General features: G+C 64.3%; 20 protein-coding genes and 1 tRNA gene. 13 read left to right on the top strand and 8 right to left on the bottom strand.

Annotated features, from left to right (window positions below; all coding sequences use genetic code 11):
• Positions 1-52 precede the first annotated feature (52 nt).
• The 6 genes from GEV01_RS09765 (at position 53) to GEV01_RS09790 (ending at position 6,620) form a co-directional block, all read left to right on the top strand.
• On the top strand, positions 53-1,015 hold the full coding sequence (locus GEV01_RS09765; RefSeq protein WP_152803757.1) for an ABC transporter substrate-binding protein: 963 nt from the start codon (positions 53-55) through the stop codon (positions 1,013-1,015).
• Between the two features lie 4 nt (positions 1,016-1,019).
• The gene (locus GEV01_RS09770; protein WP_152803759.1) at positions 1,020-2,555 is read left to right on the top strand and encodes a sugar ABC transporter ATP-binding protein; all 1,536 of its coding nucleotides are present in this window, start codon (positions 1,020-1,022) and stop codon (positions 2,553-2,555) included.
• A gap of 97 nt (positions 2,556-2,652) precedes the next feature.
• Positions 2,653-3,657: an ABC transporter permease gene (locus GEV01_RS09775; protein WP_152804056.1), complete on the top strand. Its 1,005-nt coding sequence runs from the start codon at positions 2,653-2,655 to the stop codon at positions 3,655-3,657.
• On the top strand, positions 3,654-4,643 hold the full coding sequence (gene yjfF, locus GEV01_RS09780) for a galactofuranose ABC transporter, permease protein YjfF (protein WP_008449697.1): 990 nt from the start codon (positions 3,654-3,656) through the stop codon (positions 4,641-4,643). The genes GEV01_RS09775 and yjfF overlap by 4 nt, the downstream gene beginning before the upstream one ends.
• A 19-nt stretch (positions 4,644-4,662) precedes the next feature.
• Positions 4,663-5,625 carry a glycoside hydrolase family 43 protein gene (locus GEV01_RS09785; protein WP_152803761.1) on the top strand — a complete coding sequence of 321 codons (963 nt, stop codon included), beginning with the start codon at positions 4,663-4,665 and terminating at the stop codon, positions 5,623-5,625.
• A gap of 56 nt (positions 5,626-5,681) precedes the next feature.
• The gene (locus GEV01_RS09790) at positions 5,682-6,620 is read left to right on the top strand and encodes a LysR family transcriptional regulator (protein WP_152803763.1); all 939 of its coding nucleotides are present in this window, start codon (positions 5,682-5,684) and stop codon (positions 6,618-6,620) included.
• Here GEV01_RS09790 and GEV01_RS09795 read toward each other — a convergent pair.
• Together GEV01_RS09795 and GEV01_RS09800 are read right to left on the bottom strand one after the other, a co-directional pair.
• Positions 6,617-7,033: a response regulator gene (locus tag GEV01_RS09795; RefSeq protein WP_152803765.1), complete on the bottom strand. Its 417-nt coding sequence runs from the start codon at positions 7,031-7,033 to the stop codon at positions 6,617-6,619. The genes GEV01_RS09790 and GEV01_RS09795 overlap by 4 nt on opposite strands.
• Positions 7,026-7,529, bottom strand: a complete 504-nt coding sequence (locus GEV01_RS09800; protein WP_152803767.1) for a GAF domain-containing protein — start codon at positions 7,527-7,529, stop codon at positions 7,026-7,028. Before GEV01_RS09800 ends, GEV01_RS09795 begins: the two co-directional genes overlap by 8 nt.
• Positions 7,530-7,658: 129 nt before the next feature.
• On the opposite strand from GEV01_RS09800, the gene GEV01_RS09805 reads away from it, so the two are divergent.
• Positions 7,659-8,597, top strand: coding sequence for a bifunctional helix-turn-helix transcriptional regulator/GNAT family N-acetyltransferase (locus GEV01_RS09805; protein ID WP_152803769.1), 939 nt, complete (start codon positions 7,659-7,661; stop codon positions 8,595-8,597).
• Between the two features lie 92 nt (positions 8,598-8,689).
• On the top strand, positions 8,690-11,104 hold the full coding sequence (locus GEV01_RS09810) for a penicillin acylase family protein (protein WP_152803771.1): 2,415 nt from the start codon (positions 8,690-8,692) through the stop codon (positions 11,102-11,104).
• Here the strand turns inward: GEV01_RS09810 and GEV01_RS09815 are convergent.
• From GEV01_RS09815 to GEV01_RS09835, 5 genes are all read right to left on the bottom strand, one after another.
• Positions 11,040-12,260, bottom strand: a complete 1,221-nt coding sequence (locus GEV01_RS09815; RefSeq protein WP_152803773.1) for an acyltransferase family protein — start codon at positions 12,258-12,260, stop codon at positions 11,040-11,042. The genes GEV01_RS09810 and GEV01_RS09815 overlap by 65 nt on opposite strands.
• 109 nt (positions 12,261-12,369) lie before the next feature.
• Positions 12,370-12,870, bottom strand: coding sequence for a VOC family protein (locus GEV01_RS09820; protein WP_152803774.1), 501 nt, complete (start codon positions 12,868-12,870; stop codon positions 12,370-12,372).
• Positions 12,871-12,940: 70 nt separating this feature from the next.
• Positions 12,941-13,753, bottom strand: coding sequence for a LytR/AlgR family response regulator transcription factor (locus GEV01_RS09825; RefSeq protein ID WP_152803776.1), 813 nt, complete (start codon positions 13,751-13,753; stop codon positions 12,941-12,943).
• Entirely contained in the window at positions 13,741-14,754 is a 1,014-nt protein-coding gene (locus GEV01_RS09830) for a sensor histidine kinase (RefSeq protein ID WP_235914293.1), read from the bottom strand. Before GEV01_RS09830 ends, GEV01_RS09825 begins: the two co-directional genes overlap by 13 nt.
• 155 nt (positions 14,755-14,909) lie before the next feature.
• Positions 14,910-16,544, bottom strand: coding sequence for a Na+/H+ antiporter (locus tag GEV01_RS09835; protein ID WP_152803779.1), 1,635 nt, complete (start codon positions 16,542-16,544; stop codon positions 14,910-14,912).
• Positions 16,545-16,674: 130 nt separating this feature from the next.
• Between GEV01_RS09835 and GEV01_RS09840 the strand changes: the two genes are divergently transcribed.
• The 3 genes from GEV01_RS09840 (at position 16,675) to GEV01_RS09850 (ending at position 18,557) form a co-directional block, all read left to right on the top strand.
• Positions 16,675-16,750, top strand: a tRNA-Gly gene (locus GEV01_RS09840).
• A gap of 172 nt (positions 16,751-16,922) precedes the next feature.
• Entirely contained in the window at positions 16,923-17,885 is a 963-nt protein-coding gene (locus GEV01_RS09845) for a chemotaxis protein (RefSeq protein ID WP_008449653.1), read from the top strand.
• Between the two features lie 90 nt (positions 17,886-17,975).
• Entirely contained in the window at positions 17,976-18,557 is a 582-nt protein-coding gene (locus GEV01_RS09850; protein ID WP_328595472.1) for a DJ-1/PfpI family protein, read from the top strand.
• Positions 18,558-18,575: 18 nt separating this feature from the next.
• On the opposite strand, the gene fghA is transcribed toward GEV01_RS09850, so the two are convergent.
• Positions 18,576-19,421: an S-formylglutathione hydrolase gene (fghA, locus tag GEV01_RS09855; RefSeq protein WP_152803781.1), complete on the bottom strand. Its 846-nt coding sequence runs from the start codon at positions 19,419-19,421 to the stop codon at positions 18,576-18,578.
• Positions 19,422-19,506: 85 nt separating this feature from the next.
• Here fghA and GEV01_RS09860 point away from each other — a divergent pair, with 85 nt between their 5' ends.
• Both GEV01_RS09860 and GEV01_RS09865 read left to right on the top strand, forming a co-directional pair.
• Positions 19,507-20,694 carry a cation:proton antiporter gene (locus GEV01_RS09860; RefSeq protein ID WP_152803783.1) on the top strand — a complete coding sequence of 396 codons (1,188 nt, stop codon included), beginning with the start codon at positions 19,507-19,509 and terminating at the stop codon, positions 20,692-20,694.
• 1 nt (position 20,695) lies between these two features.
• On the top strand, positions 20,696-21,814 hold the full coding sequence (locus GEV01_RS09865) for a YbdK family carboxylate-amine ligase (RefSeq protein ID WP_152803785.1): 1,119 nt from the start codon (positions 20,696-20,698) through the stop codon (positions 21,812-21,814).
• The last annotated feature ends 5 nt before the right edge of the window (positions 21,815-21,819 follow it).

Below are 21,819 nucleotides of genomic sequence, written 5' to 3' on the forward strand. Positions count from 1 at the left end.
CTCATAGTATGTGATCCAGAAAATACATAAAAATCCATCTGGAGACTGTGCTATGACATGCAATCGCAGAACCGTACTGGCCGCCGCATTCCTGGCCGCCTTTGCCTTCAACACCCCGGTCTTCGCGGCCAAGCCGCTGGTGATCGGGTTCTCGCAGGTCGGCGCCGAAAGCGAGTGGCGCACAGCGAACACTGTCTCGATCAAGGACGCCGCCAAAAAGGACGGCATCACCCTCAAGTTCGCGGACGCCCAGCAGAAGCAGGAGAACCAGGTCAAGGCAATCCGTTCCTTCATCGCCCAGCGCGTGGACGTGATCGCGTTTTCGCCGGTGGTGGAATCGGGCTGGGACACGGTGCTGCGCGAAGCCAAGGCCGCGAAGATCCCCGTCATCCTGACCGACCGCGCCGTCAACGTCAGCGATCCTTCGCTGTTCGCGACCTTCATCGGCTCGGACTTCGTGGAAGAAGGCCGCCGCGCCGGCCGCTGGCTGCTGGAGCGCGCGAAGAAGACGCCCGATACCGTTATCAATATCGTTGAGCTGCAAGGCACAGTCGGTTCGGCGCCCGCGCTGGATCGCAAGAAGGGCTTCGAGGAAGTCATCGCCGGCAATCCGAAGCTGAAGGTGATCCGCTCGCAGACCGGCGACTTCACCCGCGCCAAGGGCAAGGAGGTGATGGAAGCCTTCCTGAATGCCGAGGGCAAGAAGATCAACGTGCTGTATGCGCACAATGACGACATGGCGATCGGCGCGATCCAGGCGATCGAGGAAGCCGGTATGAAGCCGGGCAAGGACATCGTGGTGATCTCCATCGACGGCGTCAAGGGGGCTTTCGAGGCGATGATCGCCGGGAAGCTGAACGTGACGGTGGAGTGCAGCCCGCTGCTGGGCCCTCAGCTGATGCAGCTGGCGCGCGATGTGGTGGCGAACAAGCCGGTGCCCAAGCGCGTTGTCACGCAAGAGGGCGTGTTCCCGGCCGAAGTCGCGGCCAAGGAATTCCCGAACCGTAAATACTGATCCGATGGCTATCTTATCTTCCGCGCCGGTGCTGGAGCTGCGCGGTATCAGCAAGGCTTTCCCGGGTGTGCAGGCTTTGAGCGGCGTTGCGCTGAACCTGTATCCGGGCGAGGTGCACACGCTGATGGGGCAGAACGGCGCCGGCAAGTCGACGCTGATCAAGGTGCTGACGGGTGTGTACGCGCCGGACCAGGGACAGATTCTGCTGGACGGGCGGGCGATACAGTCTTCGTCCACGCTGGATGCGCAGAACCTGGGCATCAGCACCGTTTATCAGGAAGTGAATCTTTGTCCGAATCTGTCGGTGGCGGAGAATATCTTCATCGGCCGTTATCCGCGCAAGCGCGGCGGCATCGACTGGGCTGGCATGCAGCGGCAGGCGACAGAGCTGCTGGAGCGGATGCAGATACGGATCGATGTGTCGCTGCCGCTGGCGCGCTATCCGCTGGCGATACAGCAAATGGTGGCGATATCGCGGTCGTTGCTGGTGTCGGCCAAGGTGCTGATACTCGATGAGCCGACTTCCAGTCTCGATGAGAAGGAGGTTGAGCTGCTGTTCAGCGTCCTGCGCGGGCTGCGCGAGCAGGGCATGGCGATATTGTTTGTGACGCACTTCCTGGACCAGACCTACGCGATTTCGGATCGCATCACCGTCATGCGCAATGGTGAGCGCGAGGGCGAGTATGCGTGCAGCGAGCTGTCGCGGCTTGAGTTGGTGAACAAGATGGTGGGGGCGGCAGCGCAGACGCAGGCTGCGACGCCGTCACCAGCTGCTGCCGTTGCGCCGTCCGCACCGTCGAAACTCACGACCTTCCTGCGCGCTGTTGGCCTTGGCCGCAAGGGCGCGCTGTCTCCGATGGATATCGAGCTGCGGCAAGGCGAGTTGCTAGGCCTGGCCGGCCTGCTGGGCTCCGGCCGCACCGAGGCTGCGCGCCTGCTGTTCGGCGCCGACCGCGCGGACAGCGGCAGCATGGTCATCGACGGCAAGGAGTGCAACTTCGCTTCGCCGCGCGACGCCATCGCCGCCGGCATCGGCTTCTGCTCCGAAGACCGCAAGCATGAGGGCGCGGTGCTGGAGCTGTCGGTGCGCGAGAACCTGATCCTTGCGCTGCAAGCACGCACCGGCATCCTGCGCGCGATTCCGCTCAAACGCCAGCAGCAGTTGGCTGAGGAATACGTCAAAGCGCTGGGCATCAAGACGGCCAGCATCGAGACGCCTATCGGCACGCTCTCCGGCGGCAATCAGCAGAAGGTGCTGCTGGCGCGCTGGATGGCCACCGAGCCGAAAATGCTGATCCTGGACGAACCGACGCGCGGCATCGACGTGCGCGCCAAGCAGGAGATCATGGATTATGTAACAGCCCTGTGCCGCAAGGGGATGGCGATCCTGTTCATCTCGTCCGAGCTGCCGGAGGTGCTGCGCGTGAGCGACCGTATCGTCGTCATGCGCGATCGCAAGGCCGGCGGCGAGTATCCGCGCGGCGCGCTGGACGAAACCTCGGTGCTGCAAGTGATCGCCGCAGGAGACGGCCATGAATAGCCCGATGAACGACATTGCCGCATCCCGTGGCTCCGGCAACCGCACGGCCACAGCCAGCGTCGCCGCCACTGCCACCGCCACTACTTCGACTTTATCCATGCTTGTGCGCCATCCCTTATTCCGTCCGCTGGCGGCGCTGGTCCTGCTGCTGTTGGTGGACCTGCTGCTTGTCCCCGGCTTCTTCCACCTTGAGATCAAGGACGGCCACCTGTACGGCAGCCTGATCGACATCGCCAACCGCGCCGCGCCGCTGGTGTTGGCGGCCCTCGGCATGACGCTGGTGATCGCCACGCGCGGCATCGACATCTCGGTCGGCGCGGTGGTCGCCATCAGCGGCACCGTCGCTGCGATGCTCATCGGCGGCGCCTCCGCCGCCGACACGCCGCTGGCATTGGCCTTGTGCGCAGCGATGGGCGCGGCGCTGCTGTGCGGGGCCTGGAACGGCGTGCTGGTCGCGGGCCTCGGGCTGCAACCCATCGTCGCCACGCTGATCCTGATGGTGGCGGGGCGCGGCCTGGCCCAACTGTTCACCGACGGCCAGATCCTCACCGTCTATTACAAGCCGTTCTTCTTCCTCGGTAGCGGCTATCTTTTCGGCCTGCCGTTCTCGCTCTACATCGTCGGCGCCGTGTTCCTGGCTACCGCGCTGTTGATGCGCAAGACGGCGCTGGGCCTGTTCATCCAGGCGGTCGGCATCAATCCGGTCGCGGCGCGGCTGGCCGGCCTGAAGACGGCGGTGCTGATCTTCTTCGTCTACGTATTCTGCAGCGCCTGCGCCGGCCTGGCGGGGCTGATGATCAGCGCGAACATCAAGAGCGCGGACGCCAACAACGCCGGCCTGCTGCTGGAACTGGACGCCATCCTCGCCGTCACGCTGGGCGGCACCTCGCTGGCCGGCGGAAAATTCAGCCTGGCGGGCAGCGTCATCGGCGCGTTGATTATCCAGACGCTGACCTACACCATCTACTCCCTCGGCCTGCCGCCGGAAGTCAACATGGTCGTCAAGTCCGTGGTGGTCTTCCTGGTCTGCCTGTCGCAGTCGGCGGAATTCAAGAACATGTGGCGTGCCTTGCGCGCCAAAAAACAAGGTGGCGCGGCATGAGCGGCATGATACTTCGCGGGCGGGCTTGGATGGCGTCGCCGTACTTCACATCGCTGGTGACGGTGCTGCTGCTGGCCGTTTTGCTGGCTGCTGGCGGCGTTGCCTATCCTGGCTTCCTGTCCTTGCAGGTGCTGTTCAATCTGCTGATCGATAACGCCTTCCTGCTGGTGATCGCGGTCGGCATGAGTTTCGTGATCCTGTCCGGCGGCATCGACCTGTCGGTAGGCTCGGTGCTGGCGCTGACGACGATGGTCTCCGCGTGGCTGCTGCAAAGCTGGCACTTGCCGCCGCTGCTGGTGATAGTCATCGCGCTGGCGCTGGGTGCGGGCTTCGGCGCGGCCATGGGCGCGATGATCCATTACTTCAAGCTGCAACCGTTCATCGTCACGCTGGCCGGCATGTTCCTGGCGCGCGGTCTGTGCTACCTGATCAGCATTAACTCGATCACCATCGACGATCCGCTGTACGTCGCCATGTCGCAGACGCAGTTGCCGATACTGGGCGGCTTCATCTCGCCCGGCGCGCTGATCGCCTTGCTGACGCTGGCCGCCGCCATCTACGTCGCCCACTGCACGCCGTTCGGCCGCGCCATCTACGCGGTCGGCGGCAGCGAACAGTCGGCGCTGATGATGGGCCTGAGGGTAGGGCGCACCAAGGTGCTGATCTACGCCTTCAGCGGCTTCTGCGCCGCGCTGGCCGGCGTGCTGTTCTCGTTCTACATGTTGTCCGGCTACGGCCTGCATGCGCAAGGGACGGAGCTGGATGCGATAGCGGCGGTGGTCATTGGCGGCACGCTGCTCAGCGGCGGCTACGGCTATGTGGCCGGCTCGCTGTCCGGCGTGCTGGTGCTGGGCACCATACAGACATTGATCGCCTTCGACGGCACCCTCAGTTCGTGGTGGACCAAGATCGTGATCGGCGGCCTGCTGTTCGTCTTCTGCGTGGTGCAGCGGCTCATGGCGTTGGGCGCTGGGCGCAAAACATAAAAAATAACCGGAGAGAGCTTTGAAAAACAAACTGACTACATTCGCCGCCGTCGCGCTGGCAGGCCTGGCGATGGGTGCCGCGCAGGCGGCCAATCCGCTGTTCACCAAACTGTTCACGGCCGATCCATCGGCCTACGTGGAAAACGGCACCATCTATCTCTACGTCGGCCATGACGAAGCCACGCCCAAGAGCCCGGACTATGTGCTCAACGAATGGCGCGTCTACACCAGCTGCGACATGAAGAACTGGACCGACCGCGGCTCGCCGGTGCAGGCCTCCACCTTCAAGTGGGCGCGAGGCCACGCCTGGGCCGCCGACATCACCAAGCGCGATGGCAAGTACTACTTCTATTCGACGGTCGATCACGCGACCATTCCCGGCCACGCCATCGGCGTCGCCGTCTCCGACAGCCCGACCGGCCCCTTCGTCGATGCGCGCGGTTCGGCGCTGGTGACGAACGACATGACCCTGCAATCGCCGATAGCGTGGGACGACATCGACCCCGCCGTGTTCCAGGACGACGACGGCCAGGCCTATCTCTACTGGGGCAACACGGTGCTGAAGTACGCGAAGCTGAAACCGAACATGATCGAATTCGACGGCCCGATCCAGACCGTCGGCATGGACATGTTCACCGAGGCATCCTACCTGCACAAGCATAACGGTACATACTATTTATCCTATTCCCGCAATTTCCCGGAAGAGACGGCGTACATGACCGGCCCAAGCGCGACCGGCCCATGGCGCTATCGCGGCGTGATCATGTCGAAGAACGCCAAGGTCAAGACCATCCACCAGGCCATCATCGACTTCAACGGCAAGTCCTACATCTTCTACCACAACGCCAAACTGCCGGGCGGCAGCGAGTACCGCCGTTCGGTCGCGGTGGAGGAGTTCCAGTACAACGCCGACGGCACCATCCCGTTCATCAAGCAAACCAAGGAAGGCCCTGCCGCCAATCCTTCCGCCACATGCAAGTGATATCGCAACAGTCGGTATGCCACCAAGATTAATACCGATTGTGATATCATTTTTCTATGGAAACTAACCCGAACTGGTTCTTGCGTGCGCGTCTGAAGACGCGCCAGCTGCTGCTGCTGATCGCGCTCGACGAACAACGCAACATCCACCGTGCCTCGGAAGAGCTGCACATGACGCAGCCGGCCGCCTCCAAGCAGCTGAAGGATCTGGAGGAGATGCTGGGCGTGCAGCTGTTCGACCGTCTGCCGCGCGGCATGGAGCCGACCATCTACGGCGAGACGATGATACGCCACGCCCGCATGGCGCTGACCAGCCTCTCGCTGGCGCACGAGGATATCGTCGCCATCAAGGCCGGCCTGTCCGGGCAGGTGGACATCGGCACCATCATGACGCCGGGGATAGCGCTGCTGCCGCAGGCGATCACGCGCACCAAGCTGCAGGCGCCCAAGCTGCGCATCGGTGTGGAGATGGAGCAGTCCAACATCCTGCTGGAGCAGTTGCAGCGCGGGCGTCTGGACTTCATGATCGGCCGCATCCCCGAGCGCCAGAGCGCGGAGGGCTTGAGCTACGAGGAGCTGGGCGACGAGCCGGCGTGCGCGGTGGTGCGGCCCGGCCATCCGCTGCTGAAGGTGCGCAACCTGTCGCTGCGCGACATCGCCAGCCAGCCGTGGATCTTGCCGTCGCAAGGCAGCATCCTGCGCGCCCGCTGCGAGTTGATGTTCCGCCGCGCCGGCCTTGAAGTGCCGTCCAACGTGGTGGACACCACCGCCGTGCTGCTGATTAAACCGCTGTTGCAGCAGACGGACGCGCTCAACGTGATGCCGGTCGCCGTCGCCAAATATTACGAGTCGCAGAATGTGCTCAACATCCTGCCGATAGAACTGCCGTGCCGCATGGACGGCTACGGCATTATCACGGTGGATGGCCACATCATGTCGCCTGGCGCCAGCCTGCTGCTGAAGATCGTGCGCGAAGTGGCGAAGGAGATGTACTAGGCCTTCGGCGCCTGCTCGAAGCTGGCGAAGGCGTCCAGCAGCACCTTGGCGCGGAAGGGCTTGAGGATCACGCGGTTGACGTTGCGTTCGCGCAGATCCTGCAGCAGTTCCGCCGTGGCGTGTTCCGCCATCACCGCGATGGGGATGGTGCTGTCGCTGGCGTACATGCCGTGGCGTACGCGGTCGAGCAGGGTCAGGTTGTATTCGCAGCCGGGTATCGTGCCGCAGTCGATGGAAATCACCGCGCCGTGAAAACTGCGTTCCCGCAGCAGGCGCTCGGCCGTCTCCATGCTGGCCGCTTCATGAATGGTGCCCATGCCCAGCGAACGCGCGGTCAGCGAGACTGTACGGCGCAACAGCGTTTGCTCTTCCACCAGCAGCATGTTCAGGCTTTTGATCGCTTTGTCAGGCATGCGCGGCCTCCGAAGATCCGTTGAGTTCTTCCAGCAGCAGGTCGCGCAGCGTGCCCAGGATCGCCAGTTCGGTGGCGTCCAGCGTGCGCGGCTTGTGGTCGATGATGCACAGCGTGCCGATGGTGAAACCGGACGGCATGCGCAGCGGCGCTCCGGCGTAAAAAATCACGTAAGGCTCGCCGGTGACGATGGGGTTGTCGGCAAAGCGCGCGTCGGCGCGGGCGTCGGGGATGACGAAGATATCGGATTGCAGGATCGCGTGGCCGCAGAAGGAGATGTCGCGCGCGGTCTCGCAGACGTCCAGGCCCACGTTGGCCTTGAACCACTGGCGGTTCTCGTCGATCAGCGACAGCAGCGCGATCGGCATATCGAATTCCTCGGCGGCGAACTGCACCACCTTGTCGTAACGCTGCTCCGGCGGCGTGTCCAGTATCAGCAATTCGCGCAGCGCCGCCAGGCGTTCGGCATCGTTGTCGGGGATCGGGGCAGCTAGCATAGGCGTCACGGTCGCGAAGTCGGTGTGTGACGACTGTAGCACCGTTGCGGCGGCGACGGCGGAATTTATTGTTGACTCAGTCAACAATGTGTCGCAAAATCGGCGAATGGATTTTTTGCCGGAGTGCGTATGCCTGTTCCCGTTGCCGATGACCGCGTTGCGGCGGTCCGTTCCTTCAACCGCTTCTTCACGCGCCAGATCGGCGTGCTGCGCGAAGGCCTGCTGCACAGCGAATACACGCTGACCGAGATGCGCGTGCTGTACGAACTGGCGCACCACGGCGACCAGCCGGCCGCAGTACTGGGCCGCGACCTGGGGCTGGACCGGGGTTATCTGAGCCGCATCCTGGCCAAGTTCGAGAGCGCCGGGCTGGTCTCCCGCGTGCCGTCCGCCACCGATGGCCGCACCAAACTGCTGCACATGACGGCGCGCGGCCGCGCCGTCTACGAGCCGCTGGACCGCCGCTCGCGCGAGGAGGTCGGCGATCTGCTGGCCCGCTTTGGCGAGTCCGACCAGCTGCGCATGCTCGATGCGATGCAGACCATCCAGCAGCTGCTGGACGAAAGCAGTGGTCTCAAATACGCCCAGCCTTTCGTGCTGCGCCCGCACCGCGCCGGCGACATGGCGTGGATCACGCGCCGCCACGGCGCGCTGTACACGTCGGAGCAGGGCTGGGACGACAGCTTCGAAACGCTGGTCGGCGAGATCTGCGCCGACTTCGAACGCCATTTCGATCCGGCGCTGGAGCAGTGCTGGATCGCCGAGATGGCGGGCCAGCCGGTCGGCTCGATCGCGCTGGCGCGCAGCGGCGAGGAGGGCGTGGGCAAGCTGCGGTTGCTGCTGGTGGACGCGCCGGCGCGCGGCTACGGCCTCGGTTCGCGGCTGGTGGACGAGTGCCACCGATTCGCCCGCGCCGCCGGCTACCGCAAGATGCGCCTGTGGACCACCGACCAGCAGAAGGAAGCCCGCCAGATCTACCTCGGCAAGGGCTATGTGCTGGTGGCGGAAGAACCGGTGTTCGCATTCGGCCAACAGATGGTCAACGAAACCTGGGAGCTGGATCTCTGACCGCCTCCATATCATCAAGCACTTGATTGCCTGCGCGGCCGGTTCTCTGGCACTATTCCCAACATGGCAAGTTAATCAAACATGGGGAAGCTATGCAAAAGAACAGGCTGGCGGTGTGGTCCAAGCGTGTCGTAATCGGATTGGTGGTGTTGATTTTGCTGGCTATCGCGGCGGCCTGGCTGTATTTGCGCGGCAGTCTGGCGCAGCTGGACGGCACGCTGAAGACGGCGGGGCTGGAGAGCGGCGCCACGGTGGCGCGCGACGAACACGGCGTGCCGCTGATCAGCGGCGGCAGCCGGCTCGATGTGGCCTATGCCACCGGCTTCGTGCACGCGCAGGAGCGCTACTTCCAGATGGACCTGCTGCGCCGCGTGTCGGCCGGCGAACTGTCGGAGCTGTTCGGCGCACGCGCGCTGCCGCTCGATAAATCCCACCGCCTGCACCGCTTCCGCGCCCGCGCCGAGCTGGCGCTGAAAGCCATGCCAGCTGCCGACCGCGCGCTGCTGGGCCGCTATGTGGAAGGCGTCAACGCGGGCCTGGACAAGCTAAGCGCCAAGCCCTTCGAATACACCTTGATCGGCATGCCGCCGCGCGCCTGGGCGCCGGCCGATTCGCTGCTGGTGATCTGGGCCATGTACTTCGATCTGCAGGGCAGCCAGGAGCCGCGCGAGCTGGCGCGCGGCTGGTTCCGCGACCACGCAAGCGAAGAGCAGCGTGCTTTCCTGGCGCCGGAGTCCACGCCGTGGGATGCGCCGCTCGATGCGCAATCGGTGGCGGCGGCGGACATCGCGATTCCTGCCGCGCCGCCCGCATGGTGGGGCAAGCCGAAAGCGGATGGCGGCGCAGCGCACACCGATCCCAAAGTGGCGGCGGCCGAATTCCTCAACACCGTGGGCAGCAACAACTGGGCCGTGGCGGGTGCGCGCAGCGACACCGGCGCCGCCATTGTATCGGACGATATGCACCTCGGCATCCAGCTGCCGGCGATCTGGTACCGCGCCGCCTTGCAGTTCCCCGACGGGAAAGGCGGGCAGCGCCGCGTGGTTGGCGTCACGCTGCCGGGCGCGCCGGTGGTGGTGGTCGGCAGTAACGGCCACGTGGCCTGGGGCTTCACCAACAGCTACGGCGACTACATGGACCTGATCGCGCTCGACACCGACGCGGCCAAGCCTGGCCAGGTGCGCACGCAAGCCGGTTGGGAGACCCCGGTGCTGCACGAGGAAACGATATTAATCAAAGGCGAACCGGCCGCGAAACTGGCGGTGCGCGAGACCAGCCTGGGTCCCATACGCGAAGCGATGGGCCGCAGCTACGCCATCCACTGGGTTGCGCACACGGCGGCGGCGGTCAACGTCAACGCCAAAAACCTGGAGTTCGCCGACACGCTGGAGCAAGCGATGGCGATCGCGCCGACGATGGGCATCCCGGCGCAGAATTTTGTCGGCGGTGACGACAAGGGCAACATCGGCTGGACCATCGCCGGGGCGCTGCCGCGCCGCGCGCCGGCCGGCGTTGCGGCCACCTATCCGCTGGCGCCGGACGACCAGGCCGGCGTGTGGACCGGCTGGCTGAAGCCGGAGGAATATCCGAAAGTGGTCAACCCGGCGGGCGGCCAGCTGGCCACCGCCAACAGCCGCCAACTGGCCAACGCCGGCTCGGAGCTGCTGGGCGACGGCGGCTTCGACCTCGGCGCGCGTACGCATCAGGTGCGAGACGATCTGACCGCGCTGGGCGCGAAGACCGATGTGAAGAAAGTCTACGCCATCACGCTCGACGACCGCGCCGTGTTCCTGGCCCCATGGCGCGAGCGCGCCATCGCCGCGCTGGACGCCAAGGCGCTGGAAGGCCATCCGCAACGCGCCGAGGCGCTCAAGCTGCTGAAGGACAGCTGGACCGGCAAGGCCAGCGTGGACTCGGTGGGCTACCGCATCGCGCGCGCCTATATGTACGCGCTGTACGACATCCTCTTCGAAAGCGCCAACGAGGAGATGGCGAAGGTCGACTCCAAGGCCAATATGGCGGCCGTGACGTCGCGCTGGCCGGTGGTGGTGGCGCGCGTGCTGGATCAGCAGCCGGCCGGCTGGCTGCCGTCGCAGTACGCCAGCTGGCAGGCCTTGCAGCTGGCGGCGCTGGACCGCGTGGTCGCGGACCTGACCAAGGATGGCAAGCCGCTGGCCGCCGCCACCTGGGGCCAGCGCAACACGGCGGCCAGCGCGCATCCGTTTGCGTCCGTGATTCCGGTGCTGGGCAAGTACCTGAAAGTGGCGCCGGACATGCTGCCCGGCGACCAGCACATGCCGCGCGTGTCGGGACCGGGCTTCGGCCAGTCGGAACGCTTGACGGTGTCGCCGGGCCATGAGGAGCAGGGTGTCTTCAACATGCCGGGCGGGCAAAGCGGCCATCCCTTGTCGCCGTACTTCCTCGATGGCCGCAACGATTGGGTTACTGGGCGTGAGACGCCGCTGCTGCCTGGCGCTGCGGTACATACGCTGGCTTTTGTGAAGTAGCGCGACCGAGTCCGAACAGTGGGCGCAGCACGGCGACGCGGCGCACCACTTCAAAGATGCCGAAGCTGAGGGCGAAGGTCAGCACGACCAGCACCGCGCCTTCGGTACCCGGTGCCATCTTCACCGGCTTGAGCCAGTGCGCCATGCAGACGATCAGCGTCTGGTGCAGGATGTAGACCGGGAACACGGCCTCCGTCAGGTAGCGGCGCTTGGCGCTGTCGAAGTTCAGGTGGCGGTGGCCGAAGCCGCAGATGGCGGCGATGGGCGCCCATTGGCCGACGCAGAAGATCAGGCGCAGCAGCGGTTTCAGTTGCGTGATGACGGGCAGGTCGCCCATCGGCTCGGGCATCGTGTGCAGGCACACCATCACGGCCCAGCTGAACAGCCACAGTCCCAGGCTGGTCCAGCGCAGCTGGTCCACATTGGCCCAGAAGCCGCTTTGCAAAGCCAGCATCACGCCCAGGCCGAACAGGATCAGGTAGTGGGCGTGGTTGTACCAGTCGTTGACCAGCGCGTGGGTCTCGGGGAAGTATTCGACCAGCGCGTAGCGGGCAGCGTACAGCGCCAGCACCGGCAGCGCGATGATCTTCCAGCCGGTCAGGCGGCGGCCCAGCGCATCGGACCACGACTTCAAACGCGCGGCGCCGGCCAGTGCGGCGACGGCGCCGATCAGCAGCGTGTAGGCCCACAGGTAGACCACGAACCACAGATGGTTCCAGGTCGGCAGGTCGAGGCAGCTGCCTTCCTTGCAGAAGCCGTGGTAGCCGCTGACATACAGGCGCATGAAGTCTGCGTAGCTGCCGGCGTAGTTGAGCTTTTCGATCACTTCAAAATACGACTGCGGCGGCACGATCACCAGCATGCCGAACACCAGCGGCACCAGCAGGCGCCAGCTGCGCTGCTTGAGCAGGGCGCCGACGCGGATTTTCTTCAGCATGAAGGCGGTGGCGACGCCGGAGATCATGAACAGCAGGCCAAGGCGCCACGGCGACGACAGCAGCATCAGCGGCTCGATGGCGGTGCTGGCATCGGGACTCTTGACGTGCCAGCCCCAGCTCACGTAGTACATGCCGGTGTGGTAGAAGATCAGGACGAAGAAGGCGAAGATGCGTATCCAGTCGAGAAAGTACAGGCGCTGATGGTCGTTCTGTGGCATGGCTGGCTCCTTGTTTTAATGGAGCCAGTCTAGATTCGCCCCATGGCCCGCGTCCAGCGCGATGGGGCGAAACGGGATGCCGGAGGGGCGGGCCGGTTGGCCACACAAGCTATTGGCCGGCGTAGGCCTTTTTTAGCTCGCCGAGGTCGATCTTTTTCATGCCCATCAGGGCCGACATGACGCGGCCGGCCTTTTCGGCGTCGGCGTCCTGCAGCATCGTCGGCAGCGCCGTCGGCACGATTTGCCACGACAGGCCGAATTTGTCGGCCAGCCAGCCGCATTGCCGCGCCTCCGGCGCGCCGCCTGCGGACAGACGCTCCCAGAAGTAATCGATTTCTTCCTGGCTCTCGCAGTTGACCACGAAGGAGATCGCCGGCGTGAACTGGAAGATCGGCCCGCCGTTCAGCAGCGTGAAGTCCTGGCCGTCCAGTTTCAGGGCGACGGTCATGGCGCTGCCTGGCGGCTGCCGGTGCTGCTCCTGGCCTGCCTCGGTATAGCGTATGACCTGGCAGATGCGGGAGTTGCGGAAAATGCCGACGTAGTACTCGGCGGCCTCCTCGGCGCGGCCCGAGAACCACAGGAAGGGGGTGATCTTCTGGATGCTGTGCATGGTGGTCTCCTGATCTTGGTTGACGACGACGCCTGCTGTCCGGGCGCAGGCTGGCCCTTGCTGAAAGAGGCTAGCAGGATGGCGGCTGTTCCGGCGCACGGCTAGCCGTGGCTTGCAGGCGGTCCATCACTTCGGCGCGGTACTGGCGCGAGCAGGGCACGCGGGCGCCGCTGCGCAGCACCAGTTCGCCGTCGCCCTTGTCGAGGTGCTGCACGCTGGCGACCCAGTCCAGCTGCACGGCGGCGCGGCGGTGGCAGCGCTGGAAGCGTGGGCCCAGCTTGTCCACCAGGCCGGCCAGCGTCTGGCGCATCAGCGGCTGGCCGTCGTCGGTGTGCAGCACGACGTAGTTGTCGGCGGTTTCTATCCATTGGATCTGCTCGACCCGGACGATGCGGGTGCCGCCGCGTTCGGGGATCAGCAACTGGCGGATGGCGGGCAGCGCGGGCTGCGGAGCGGGTGGTGCGGAGATGGTTTCTTCGTTGAGGTTCAATGGCATGGATGGAACGGTCAGGGCGGCTGCGCGCTGCTGCGCGAGACGTTCGCGCACGCGCTGGAGGGCGCGTTGCAGACGCTGCTGGTCGTAAGGTTTAAGCAGGTAATCGATGGCGTTGGCGTCGAAGGCGCGGATCGCGTATTCGTCGTAGGCGGTGACGAACACCACCAGCGGCGCCGGCGCGGGCAGCGAGGCGGCGACGTCCAGGCCGGTGATCTCGGGCATCTGGATATCGAGCAGCAGCAGGTCGGGCGCGAAGGCGGGCAGGCGCTCCAGCGCGTCGATGCCGTCGCGAGCTTCGTCGATGGCGGTGATGTCGGCCTCCTGCTCCAGCAGGCGGCGCATCTTGTCGCGGGCAGGGCGCTCGTCGTCGACGATCAGGACGCGCATGGCAATCGCATTTCTGCCCGCACACCGGCGGGCGATAGCTGGATCAGGTCGAAGGAGGCGCCGGCGCCATACAGCGCCGCCAGCCGTTCGCGCAGATTGCGCACGCCGATGCCGTTGCCGCTTGTGGGGCTTGGTGTGGCGCTGTTTGTCAGCGTGCCGCCGTCGTCCTCCAGCCGCAGCAGCATGACGCCCCGGTCGCGGCTGACCGAGATGGTGATGGCGGTGGCCTGGCGGCGGCGTTCGACGGTGTGCTTGAAAATGTTCTCCAGCAGCGGCTGCATGCTCATCACCGGCACCTGGCAGTCGAGCAGGGCGTCGTCGATGTGCCAGTCGATGCGCACGCGGTCGGAGAAGCGTTCGCTCATCAGGGCTGCATAGCCGCGCAGCAGGCGCAGCTCCATCTCCAGCGTGACTTGGTGCTGCTCGCTGACGTCCAGCGTTGCGCGCAGCACGTCGGCCAGTTGGATCAGCATTGCGTCGGCGCGCGCGACGTCGCTGTGCATCAGCGAGGAGATGGTGTTCAGGGCGTTGAACAGGAAGTGTGGCTGCATCTGCTGGGTGAGCCGCAGCAGTTGCGCTTCGCGCAGCGAATTGTTCATGCGTTCGGCGCGCAGCTTCTCGTCCTGCATGGCGTGGTATGACAACACGCCGAAGGTGATGGCGGTGAAGATGCTAAAGAATACCGTGATCTTGATGTCTTCGTAGAGGAAGGTCTCGGGCCATGGCGTGTGGCGGTAGACCTGGCCGGCCATGGCGTAGACAGTGTGGCGGATGCCGAAGGCGACCGGCACGAACGCGGCCCAATACACCGGCAGGCATAACAGCTGAAGCCCGAACCAGCGCAGTGGTTGTACCACCAGGGCGTCGTACTTGCTGGTGAAGTAGCGCTGCGCCAGCAGCAGCAGCGTGGCCGTCACCGCGGACGATGTCTCCCACAGGATCGGCTTCCAGATGTCGTGATTCCCGTCATGCAGATGGTCCTGCACGGCGGTGATGTTCATCAGCAGCCAGAATAAAACCCAGGCAATGGCGAGCGCGATGTGTGAGCGTTTTTTAAACATGGCCCAGATGATTGCTGATTCTTATTGATACGTCAACTCATCGCGCTCACCCTTACCACAATGACTGTGCCGCTGCCTACCGACACCCTGCTCAATTACCGATAGCGCGCTTCCATCAGGTCGATCTCCCGCACCAGCTTGCGCGAGATGTCGTCGGAGATGCGGTCGTGCCGCGCCAGGTCGTAGATGGTGGTGCGCTCGGCGTCCAGCGCCGCCAGCCGCAGTTCCTTCTCGGCGTGGTCGGTCTTGCGCCAGGCCGCGTCGTTCTCGGGATCGACTTCTTTCAGCTTGTGCTCGTAGAAGGCGATCACCCGCGCCGCCGCCTGCGGATACGCCTCCGGATCGACGCACGATTCCGCCTCCATCAGCACCACCTGCGTGTGCTCGATGGCGACGATGGCGGCGTTGGCCGCCGCGCGCCGCGCCAGGTCTTCTTCGCGCTGCTCTTCCGGCTCGGGCGGGAAGGTCATGCCCGCCAGCAGGCGCGGCAGGCCCAGGCTGGCGACCAGCAGCGATACCAGGATCACCGAGCAAGCCAGGAAGATGGTCAGCGAGCGCGCAGGGAAGGGCGAGCCGTCCGGCATCGCCAGCGGCAGCGTCAGCACGCCGGCCAGCGTGATGGCGCCGCGCGCGCCGGCCAGCGTGGTCGCCAGCAGCAGGCGCGGATTGATCTTCATGCGCGGCTGATGGCGTATCTTCTGCTTGAAGATGGTCAGCCGCAGCGACGCCCATACCCACAGCATGCGCAGCATCAGCAGGCCGACGTTGATCGCCACCGCATACACCGCCAGCCACCACGGATTCAGGTGGCCGCTCTCTTCGATGGTGGCGCTGGCGCCGCGGAAGATGTCGGGCAACTGTTCGCCCAACAGCACGAACATGATGCCGTTCAGCGCGAACTGCACCGTGTCCCACACGGCCGAACGCTGGATGCGGGTGTTGGCCAGCGCATGGCCGTTCAGCTCCACGTAGCTCATGGTGATGCCGGCCGCCACCGCCGCCAGAATGCCGGAGGCGTGCATGCGCTCAGCCACCAGGTAGGCGCCGAACGGCAGCAGCAGGTTGACCAGGATGGGCGAGCCGACCGGTTCGCCGAAGCGGCAGGTCAGCCAGCGCTGCGCCCACGTCACCAGCATCGTCACGCCGACGCCGGCGCCTATGCCGGCCACCACCAGCCAGACGAAGGTGAGGCCGGCGGTGCTGACGGAGAAGGCGCCGGTCATCGCGGCGGCCACGGCGAAGCGGAAGCACACCAGGCCGGATGCGTCGTTCAGCAGCGATTCGCCTTCCAGGATGTGCATCAGCCGTTTCGGAATCGGCGTGGTGGCGGCGATGGAGCTGACGGCGATCGGATCGGTCGGCGAGATGATGGCAGCCAGCGCGAAGGCCACCGGCAATGGCATGGCCGGAATCAGCCAGTGGATCAGCAGGCCGGCGCCCAGCACGGTGAACACCACCAGGCCCAGGGCCAGCTCCAGGATGGTGCCCTTGTCGCGCAGCAGGCCGCTCTTGGGGATGCGCCAGCCGTCGAGGAACAGCAGCGGCGGCAGGAACACGAGGAAGAACAGGTCCGGCTCCAGGTCCACGCCGCGCGTGGACTTGGCGGCGATCAGCGCACCGAGCGCGATCTGCACCAGCGGCAGCGGCACCGCGCGCGGCAGCAGGCGGGTGAGGTAGGCGCTGGCCACCACCGCCAGCAGCATCACCAGCACGACTTCGATTGAATCCATTCCCTATCCCTTATTATCGATACGATACTCATTGCAAAACGCTACCAAGCTTACACCATCGATGGTTTTCTAAAAAGTTGAGTCAGGGCACTAGTAAAGTTGAAATCTTTCTGTCATAATTTCGTCTTCTGCGGGAGTAGCTCAGTTGGTAGAGCGCAACCTTGCCAAGGTTGAGGTCGAGAGTTCGAGACTCTTCTCCCGCTCCAGAATTCAGTAGCACATTAAAAGGAAGCCTGAGGGCTTCCTTTTTTTACGTCCGTCCCCGCGCCAACCGTTGTATATCGTGCTGCAAATCAATATCTCTTCTTTCAAAATGTGACGAGGGCAGTTGCAAACGTTATACTTCCTACGGAGCTAACACCGACGGAGACGAAATCTATGAAATCAGTTCAACAGGAAGTTGATGAGCGCAGCAATCTGACCAACTCCAATAAATTCGAACTGCTACTGTTCCGCCTTGGCGCAGACGCCAACGGTGAACATTCCGAGTTGTTCGGTATTAACGTCTTCAAAATCCGCGAAATTGTCGCGATGCCGGAAGTAACCGCAGTGGCCGGATCCCCGCCACATATGCTGGGCGTCGTCAATCTGCGCGGACAAATCATCACGGTGCTGGATTTGCCAGGCATCGTCGGTGTGACCCCAAAAACCGGTCTGAATATCATGTTGGTGACGGAGTTCGCCCGCACCACCCAAGCCTTCGCCGTGGAATCGGTGGATGAAATCGTGCGCCTGGACTGGAGCCAGGTGCTGACCGCCGAAGGCACCGCCGGCGGCAAAGTCACCAGTATCGCCCGCGTCGACGGCGACGTGCAGAACACCCGCCTGGCCCAGGTGCTGGACGTGGAAACCATCCTGCGCGAGCTGGTGCCGTCCGAAGGCAAGGACGTCGATCCTGAAACCATCGGCCCGAAAGTCATCCTCAAGCCGGGCGCGGTCATCCTGGCGGCGGACGATTCCGTGGTCGCGCGCAACCTGATCGAGAAGGGCCTGGAAGCGATGGGGGCGCACTTCATCATGACCAAGTCCGGCAAGGAAGCGTGGGATCGCCTGCAGCACATTTCCGACGGCGCCAAGGCCGAAGGCGTGCCGATCACCGATCGCGTCGCCATGATCCTGACCGACCTGGAAATGCCGGAGATGGACGGCTTCACGCTGACCCGCCTGGTCAAGCAGGATGCACGCTTCTCCAAGATTCCTGTCGTGATCCATTCCTCGTTGTCGGGCAAGACCAACGAAGATCACGTCAAGGGCGTGGGCGCGGATGCTTACGTGGCCAAGTTCTCGGCCGAGGATCTGGCGGGCACCATTCGTACCGTGCTGGGCAAGGCCGGCGTGTAAGCACGACAAGCCAAACAAGGGTAGTATCGAAGGGCCGCGACGACAACGTCGCGGCCCTTTTTTTGTTTTCATTTCTCGAAAGGATATACCGTGGCAGCTAAGAAAATTCTGTTTCTGACGGGCGACTTTGCAGAGGATTACGAAACCATGGTGCCGTTCCAGGCGCTGCAGATGGTGGGCCACACGGTGCACGCGGTGTGCCCCGACAAGCGTGCCGGCGAGACCATCAAGACCGCCATTCATGATTTCGAAGGCGACCAGACCTACACGGAAAAGCCAGGCCACCTGTTCGCGCTGAACGCCAACTTCGACGACGTCGACGTGGCCAAGTACGATGCGCTGATGATCGCCGGCGGCCGCGCACCGGAATACCTGCGGCTCAATCCGCGCGTGATTGAAATCGTGCAGCAGTTCGCCGCCGCGTCGAAACCTATCGCCGCCGTTTGCCACGGCGCGCAACTGCTGGCGGCCGCCGACGTCATCCGCGGCAAGACCATCTCGGCCTATCCGGCCTGCTCGCCGGAAGTCAAGCTGGCCGGCGCCAGCTATGCCGACATTCCCGTTGACCAGGCTGTCACCGACGGCAACTTCGTCACCGCGCCAGCCTGGCCCGCACACCCTGCGTGGCTGGGCCAGTTCCTTCAGCGGCTGGGCACGGAAATCAAGCTCTAGATCAAATGACGGCGCAAGTTACAGCGCCGCCAGGCAGCGCGCATGGAAGCGGATGTGGTCTTCCATGAAGGTGCTGATGAAGTAGTAGCCGTGGTCGTAGCGCGCATGCCGCCGCAGTTCCAGCGGCTGCGCCGCGCTGCGGCAGGCCGCTTCGAACACCTCGGGATACAGCTGCTCGGCCAGGAATTTATCGCCCAGGCCCTGGTCGATCAGGATGCCGGCCGGGAAGGGCGTCTGCAGGCGCGCCATTAGCAGGCTGGCGTCGTACTGTTCCCAGCTGCTGGTGTCGTCGCCGAGGTAGCCGCTGAAGGCCTTCTTACCCCAAGGGCACATCGACGGCGCCGCGATGGGTGCGAAGGCGGACACGGAGCGGAACACGTCCGGCCGCTTCAGCGCCATCGTCAGTGCGCCGTGGCCGCCCATCGAGTGGCCGAAGATGCCGATGCGTTCGGCGTCCACCGGCAGTTCCTTGACCACCAGCTCGCGCAGTTCGTGGATGTAGCTGTACATGCGGTAGTGCCTGGCCCAGGGTTCTTGCGTCGCGTCGAGATAGAAGCCGGCGCCGACGCCGAAATCCCAGCTGTCCGCTTCGCCTGCGATGTTGGCGCCGCGCGGGCTGGTGTCCGGCGCGATCAGCATCAGGCCCGCTTCGGCGGCGGCGCGCTGGGCGCCGGCCTTGATCATGAAAGTCTCTTCATTGCAGGTGAGGCCGGCGAGGTAGAACAGCGCCGGCACGGGGCCGTCGGCGGCCTGCACCGGGATGAAAACGGAAAAGCGCATCGGCAGGCCGATCTCGCGCGCATCGTGGCGATAAAAGCGCTGTACGCCGCCGTAGCAGGCATGTTCACTGATTAATTCAAGCATGTTGATCCTATATGTTCCTTAGCGCACGGTGAGAATTGCCGTAAGTGTTCAGAATTGTACAAGTATCTTTAAAAAGGAGAAGTACATGCCGGATATTCAGGTCATCATGACCGAACTAGGCTGGCCCTTGGCAATTGCATTGGCCTGGCTGTCGGGAGAACTCATGCACCGCTGGACCCGTTTGCCGCGCATCAGCGTCTACGGTCTGGTAGGTTTTTTTATGGCGCAGGCCTTGCCGGCCGCGCTGAGCAGTGGCGCATCGAGCAATGTGACCATGTTGGCCAATCTGGCCTTCGGACTGATACTGTTTGAATTTGGTTATCGCATCAACCTGAACTGGTTGCGCATCAATCCCTGGATCGCCGTCAGCGGCCTGGCCGAATCGGCCGCCACCTTCGGCGTGGTCTACCTGATTTCCCATCTGACCGGCATGCCGTCCTTGACCTCGCTGCTGCTGGCCTCGCTGGCCATGTCGACCTCGCCGGCCGGCGTGCTGCGCGTGATCAACGAGGAAGACAGCTCGGGCCAAGTGACCGAGCGCGTGCTGCATCTGGTCGCCATCAACTGCGTGCTGGCGGTGTTTGTGTTCAAGGTGGTGGTCGGCTTCTGGGTGTTCCAGACTTCCGGCAGCCTGACGCAGGCGATATCGCACAGCCTGATCGAGTTGCTGGTGTCGGCCGCCATGGGCGCCGTGCTGGGCTTCATCGTGCCGGCCGTGCTGCGGCGCCTGGGCGCGATCGGGCAGGACGGCACCATCGCCTTTGCGCTGGGCGTGATCCTGCTGGTGGCGATGGCGCGCGCCTTCGACGTCTCGCCGGTGCTGGCGACGCTGACCTTCGGCCTGGCCGCGCGCCACAGCCGCGTCGCCTTCAGCCGCACCGAGCGCAACTTCGGCGGCATCGGCGAACTGCTGACGGTGCTGCTGTTCGTGTTCGCCGTGTCCACGCTGGAATGGGAGCGCGTGGTGGCTGGACTGGGCCTGGGCGTGGTGCTGCTGCTGGCGCGCTTCGTCGTCAAGGCCGCCACCGTCGCCGCGTTCTCGCACGCCGGCGGCATCTCGTGGCGCAAGGGTTTGCTGACCGGGATCGCGCTGTCGCCGATGTCGGTGTTCGTCACGCTGCTGCTGGAACAGACTAAATACATGGGTATCGTGCTGGTCGATGAACTGGCCGCGCTGGCGGCGATGACGTTGTTGTTGGAAGTGGTGGGCCCCATCGTCACCCAGCGGGCGCTGATCTGGGCCAACGAAACCCCGGCTAAAGAGGAGCACTAACATGCCATTGGAACCATTCAAATCATCGCAGCCGCTCACCATGGGCGTGGAGCTGGAGCTGCAACTGGTCAGCCTGTCGGACTTCGACCTGACGGCCTCCAGTCCGGACCTGCTGCACCTGTTGAGCCGCAAGCCTTTCCCCGGCAACGTCACGCCGGAAATCACCGAGAGCATGATCGAGATTAACAGCGATGTGCACACCAACCACAGCGAGCTGGTGTCGCAGCTGCAGGTGATACGCGACACGCTGGTGCAGGCCGGCGAGCAGCTCAACATCGGCATCTGCGGCGGCGGCACGCATCCGTTCCAGAAGTGGTCGGACCGCCGCATCTTTTCCAAGCCGCGCTTCAAGGAAGTGTCGGAGCTGTATGGATATCTGGCTAAACAGTTTACGATTTTCGGCCAGCACGTGCACATCGGCTGCGCCTCGGGCGACGATGCGCTGTTCCTGCTGCATTCGCTGAGCCGCTACGTGCCGCACTTTATCGCGCTGTCGTCCTCGTCGCCGTATGTGCAGGGGAATGACACGCTGTTCAACTCGGCGCGCTTGAACTCCGTGTTTGCTTTCCCGATGAGCGGACGGGCGCCGTTCATGCAGCGTTGGTCGACCTTCGAGCACGAGTATTTCTCGAAGATGGAGCACACCGGCGTCATCAAGAGCATGAAGGACTTTTACTGGGATATCCGGCCGAAGCCGGAGTTCGGCACCATCGAACTGCGCGTGTGCGACACGCCGCTGACGGTGGAGCGGGCGGCGGCGCTGGCCGTGTATCTGCAGGCGCTGTGCCGCTACCTGCTGGAGCGGCGCGAAGAGGCGCCGGCCGAGGATGACTATCTGGTCTACAACTACAACCGCTTCCAGGCCTGCCGCTTCGGCCTGGATGGCACGCTGGTGCATCCGAAGACCTACGAGAGCCTGTCGCTGCGCGAGGACATCCTGACCACGCTGCGCAAGATGGAGCCGCACGGCGCGGCGCTGGGCGGCACGGCGGGCTTGCAGCATCTGATGCAGGTCACGCACGAGGGCAGCGACGCCCACTACCTGCGCCAGCAGTTCGACCGCAGCGGCAGCGCGGAAGGCATGGTGGATGCGGCGATTCAGCGTTTCCGGGGGCAGTGATCGGT

Source organism: Rugamonas rivuli (genome assembly GCF_009380165.1).
In the GTDB taxonomy this organism is placed as follows: Bacteria; Pseudomonadota; Gammaproteobacteria; order Burkholderiales; family Burkholderiaceae_D; genus Rugamonas; species Rugamonas rivuli.

Excerpts from the sequence above, each read along its gene's own strand:
- GEV01_RS09765 (WP_152803757.1), top strand. The coding sequence starts at position 53 with ATGACATGCAATCGCAGAACCGTACTGGCCGCCGCATTCCTGGCCGCC.
- GEV01_RS09770 (WP_152803759.1), top strand. The coding sequence starts at position 1,020 with ATGGCTATCTTATCTTCCGCGCCGGTGCTGGAGCTGCGCGGTATCAGC.
- GEV01_RS09775 (WP_152804056.1), top strand. The coding sequence starts at position 2,653 with ATGCTTGTGCGCCATCCCTTATTCCGTCCGCTGGCGGCGCTGGTCCTG.
- yjfF (WP_008449697.1), top strand. The coding sequence starts at position 3,654 with ATGAGCGGCATGATACTTCGCGGGCGGGCTTGGATGGCGTCGCCGTAC.
- GEV01_RS09790 (WP_152803763.1), top strand. The coding sequence starts at position 5,682 with ATGGAAACTAACCCGAACTGGTTCTTGCGTGCGCGTCTGAAGACGCGC.
- GEV01_RS09795 (WP_152803765.1), bottom strand. The coding sequence starts at position 7,033 with ATGCCTGACAAAGCGATCAAAAGCCTGAACATGCTGCTGGTGGAAGAG.
- GEV01_RS09800 (WP_152803767.1), bottom strand. The coding sequence starts at position 7,529 with ATGCTAGCTGCCCCGATCCCCGACAACGATGCCGAACGCCTGGCGGCG.
- GEV01_RS09805 (WP_152803769.1), top strand. The coding sequence starts at position 7,659 with ATGCCTGTTCCCGTTGCCGATGACCGCGTTGCGGCGGTCCGTTCCTTC.
- GEV01_RS09810 (WP_152803771.1), top strand. The coding sequence starts at position 8,690 with ATGCAAAAGAACAGGCTGGCGGTGTGGTCCAAGCGTGTCGTAATCGGA.
- GEV01_RS09815 (WP_152803773.1), bottom strand. The coding sequence starts at position 12,260 with ATGCCACAGAACGACCATCAGCGCCTGTACTTTCTCGACTGGATACGC.
- GEV01_RS09820 (WP_152803774.1), bottom strand. The coding sequence starts at position 12,870 with ATGCACAGCATCCAGAAGATCACCCCCTTCCTGTGGTTCTCGGGCCGC.
- GEV01_RS09825 (WP_152803776.1), bottom strand. The coding sequence starts at position 13,753 with ATGCGCGTCCTGATCGTCGACGACGAGCGCCCTGCCCGCGACAAGATG.
- GEV01_RS09830 (WP_235914293.1), bottom strand. The coding sequence starts at position 14,754 with ATGAACATCACCGCCGTGCAGGACCATCTGCATGACGGGAATCACGAC.
- GEV01_RS09835 (WP_152803779.1), bottom strand. The coding sequence starts at position 16,544 with ATGGATTCAATCGAAGTCGTGCTGGTGATGCTGCTGGCGGTGGTGGCC.
- GEV01_RS09845 (WP_008449653.1), top strand. The coding sequence starts at position 16,923 with ATGAAATCAGTTCAACAGGAAGTTGATGAGCGCAGCAATCTGACCAAC.
- fghA (WP_152803781.1), bottom strand. The coding sequence starts at position 19,421 with ATGCTTGAATTAATCAGTGAACATGCCTGCTACGGCGGCGTACAGCGC.
- GEV01_RS09860 (WP_152803783.1), top strand. The coding sequence starts at position 19,507 with ATGCCGGATATTCAGGTCATCATGACCGAACTAGGCTGGCCCTTGGCA.
- GEV01_RS09865 (WP_152803785.1), top strand. The coding sequence starts at position 20,696 with ATGCCATTGGAACCATTCAAATCATCGCAGCCGCTCACCATGGGCGTG.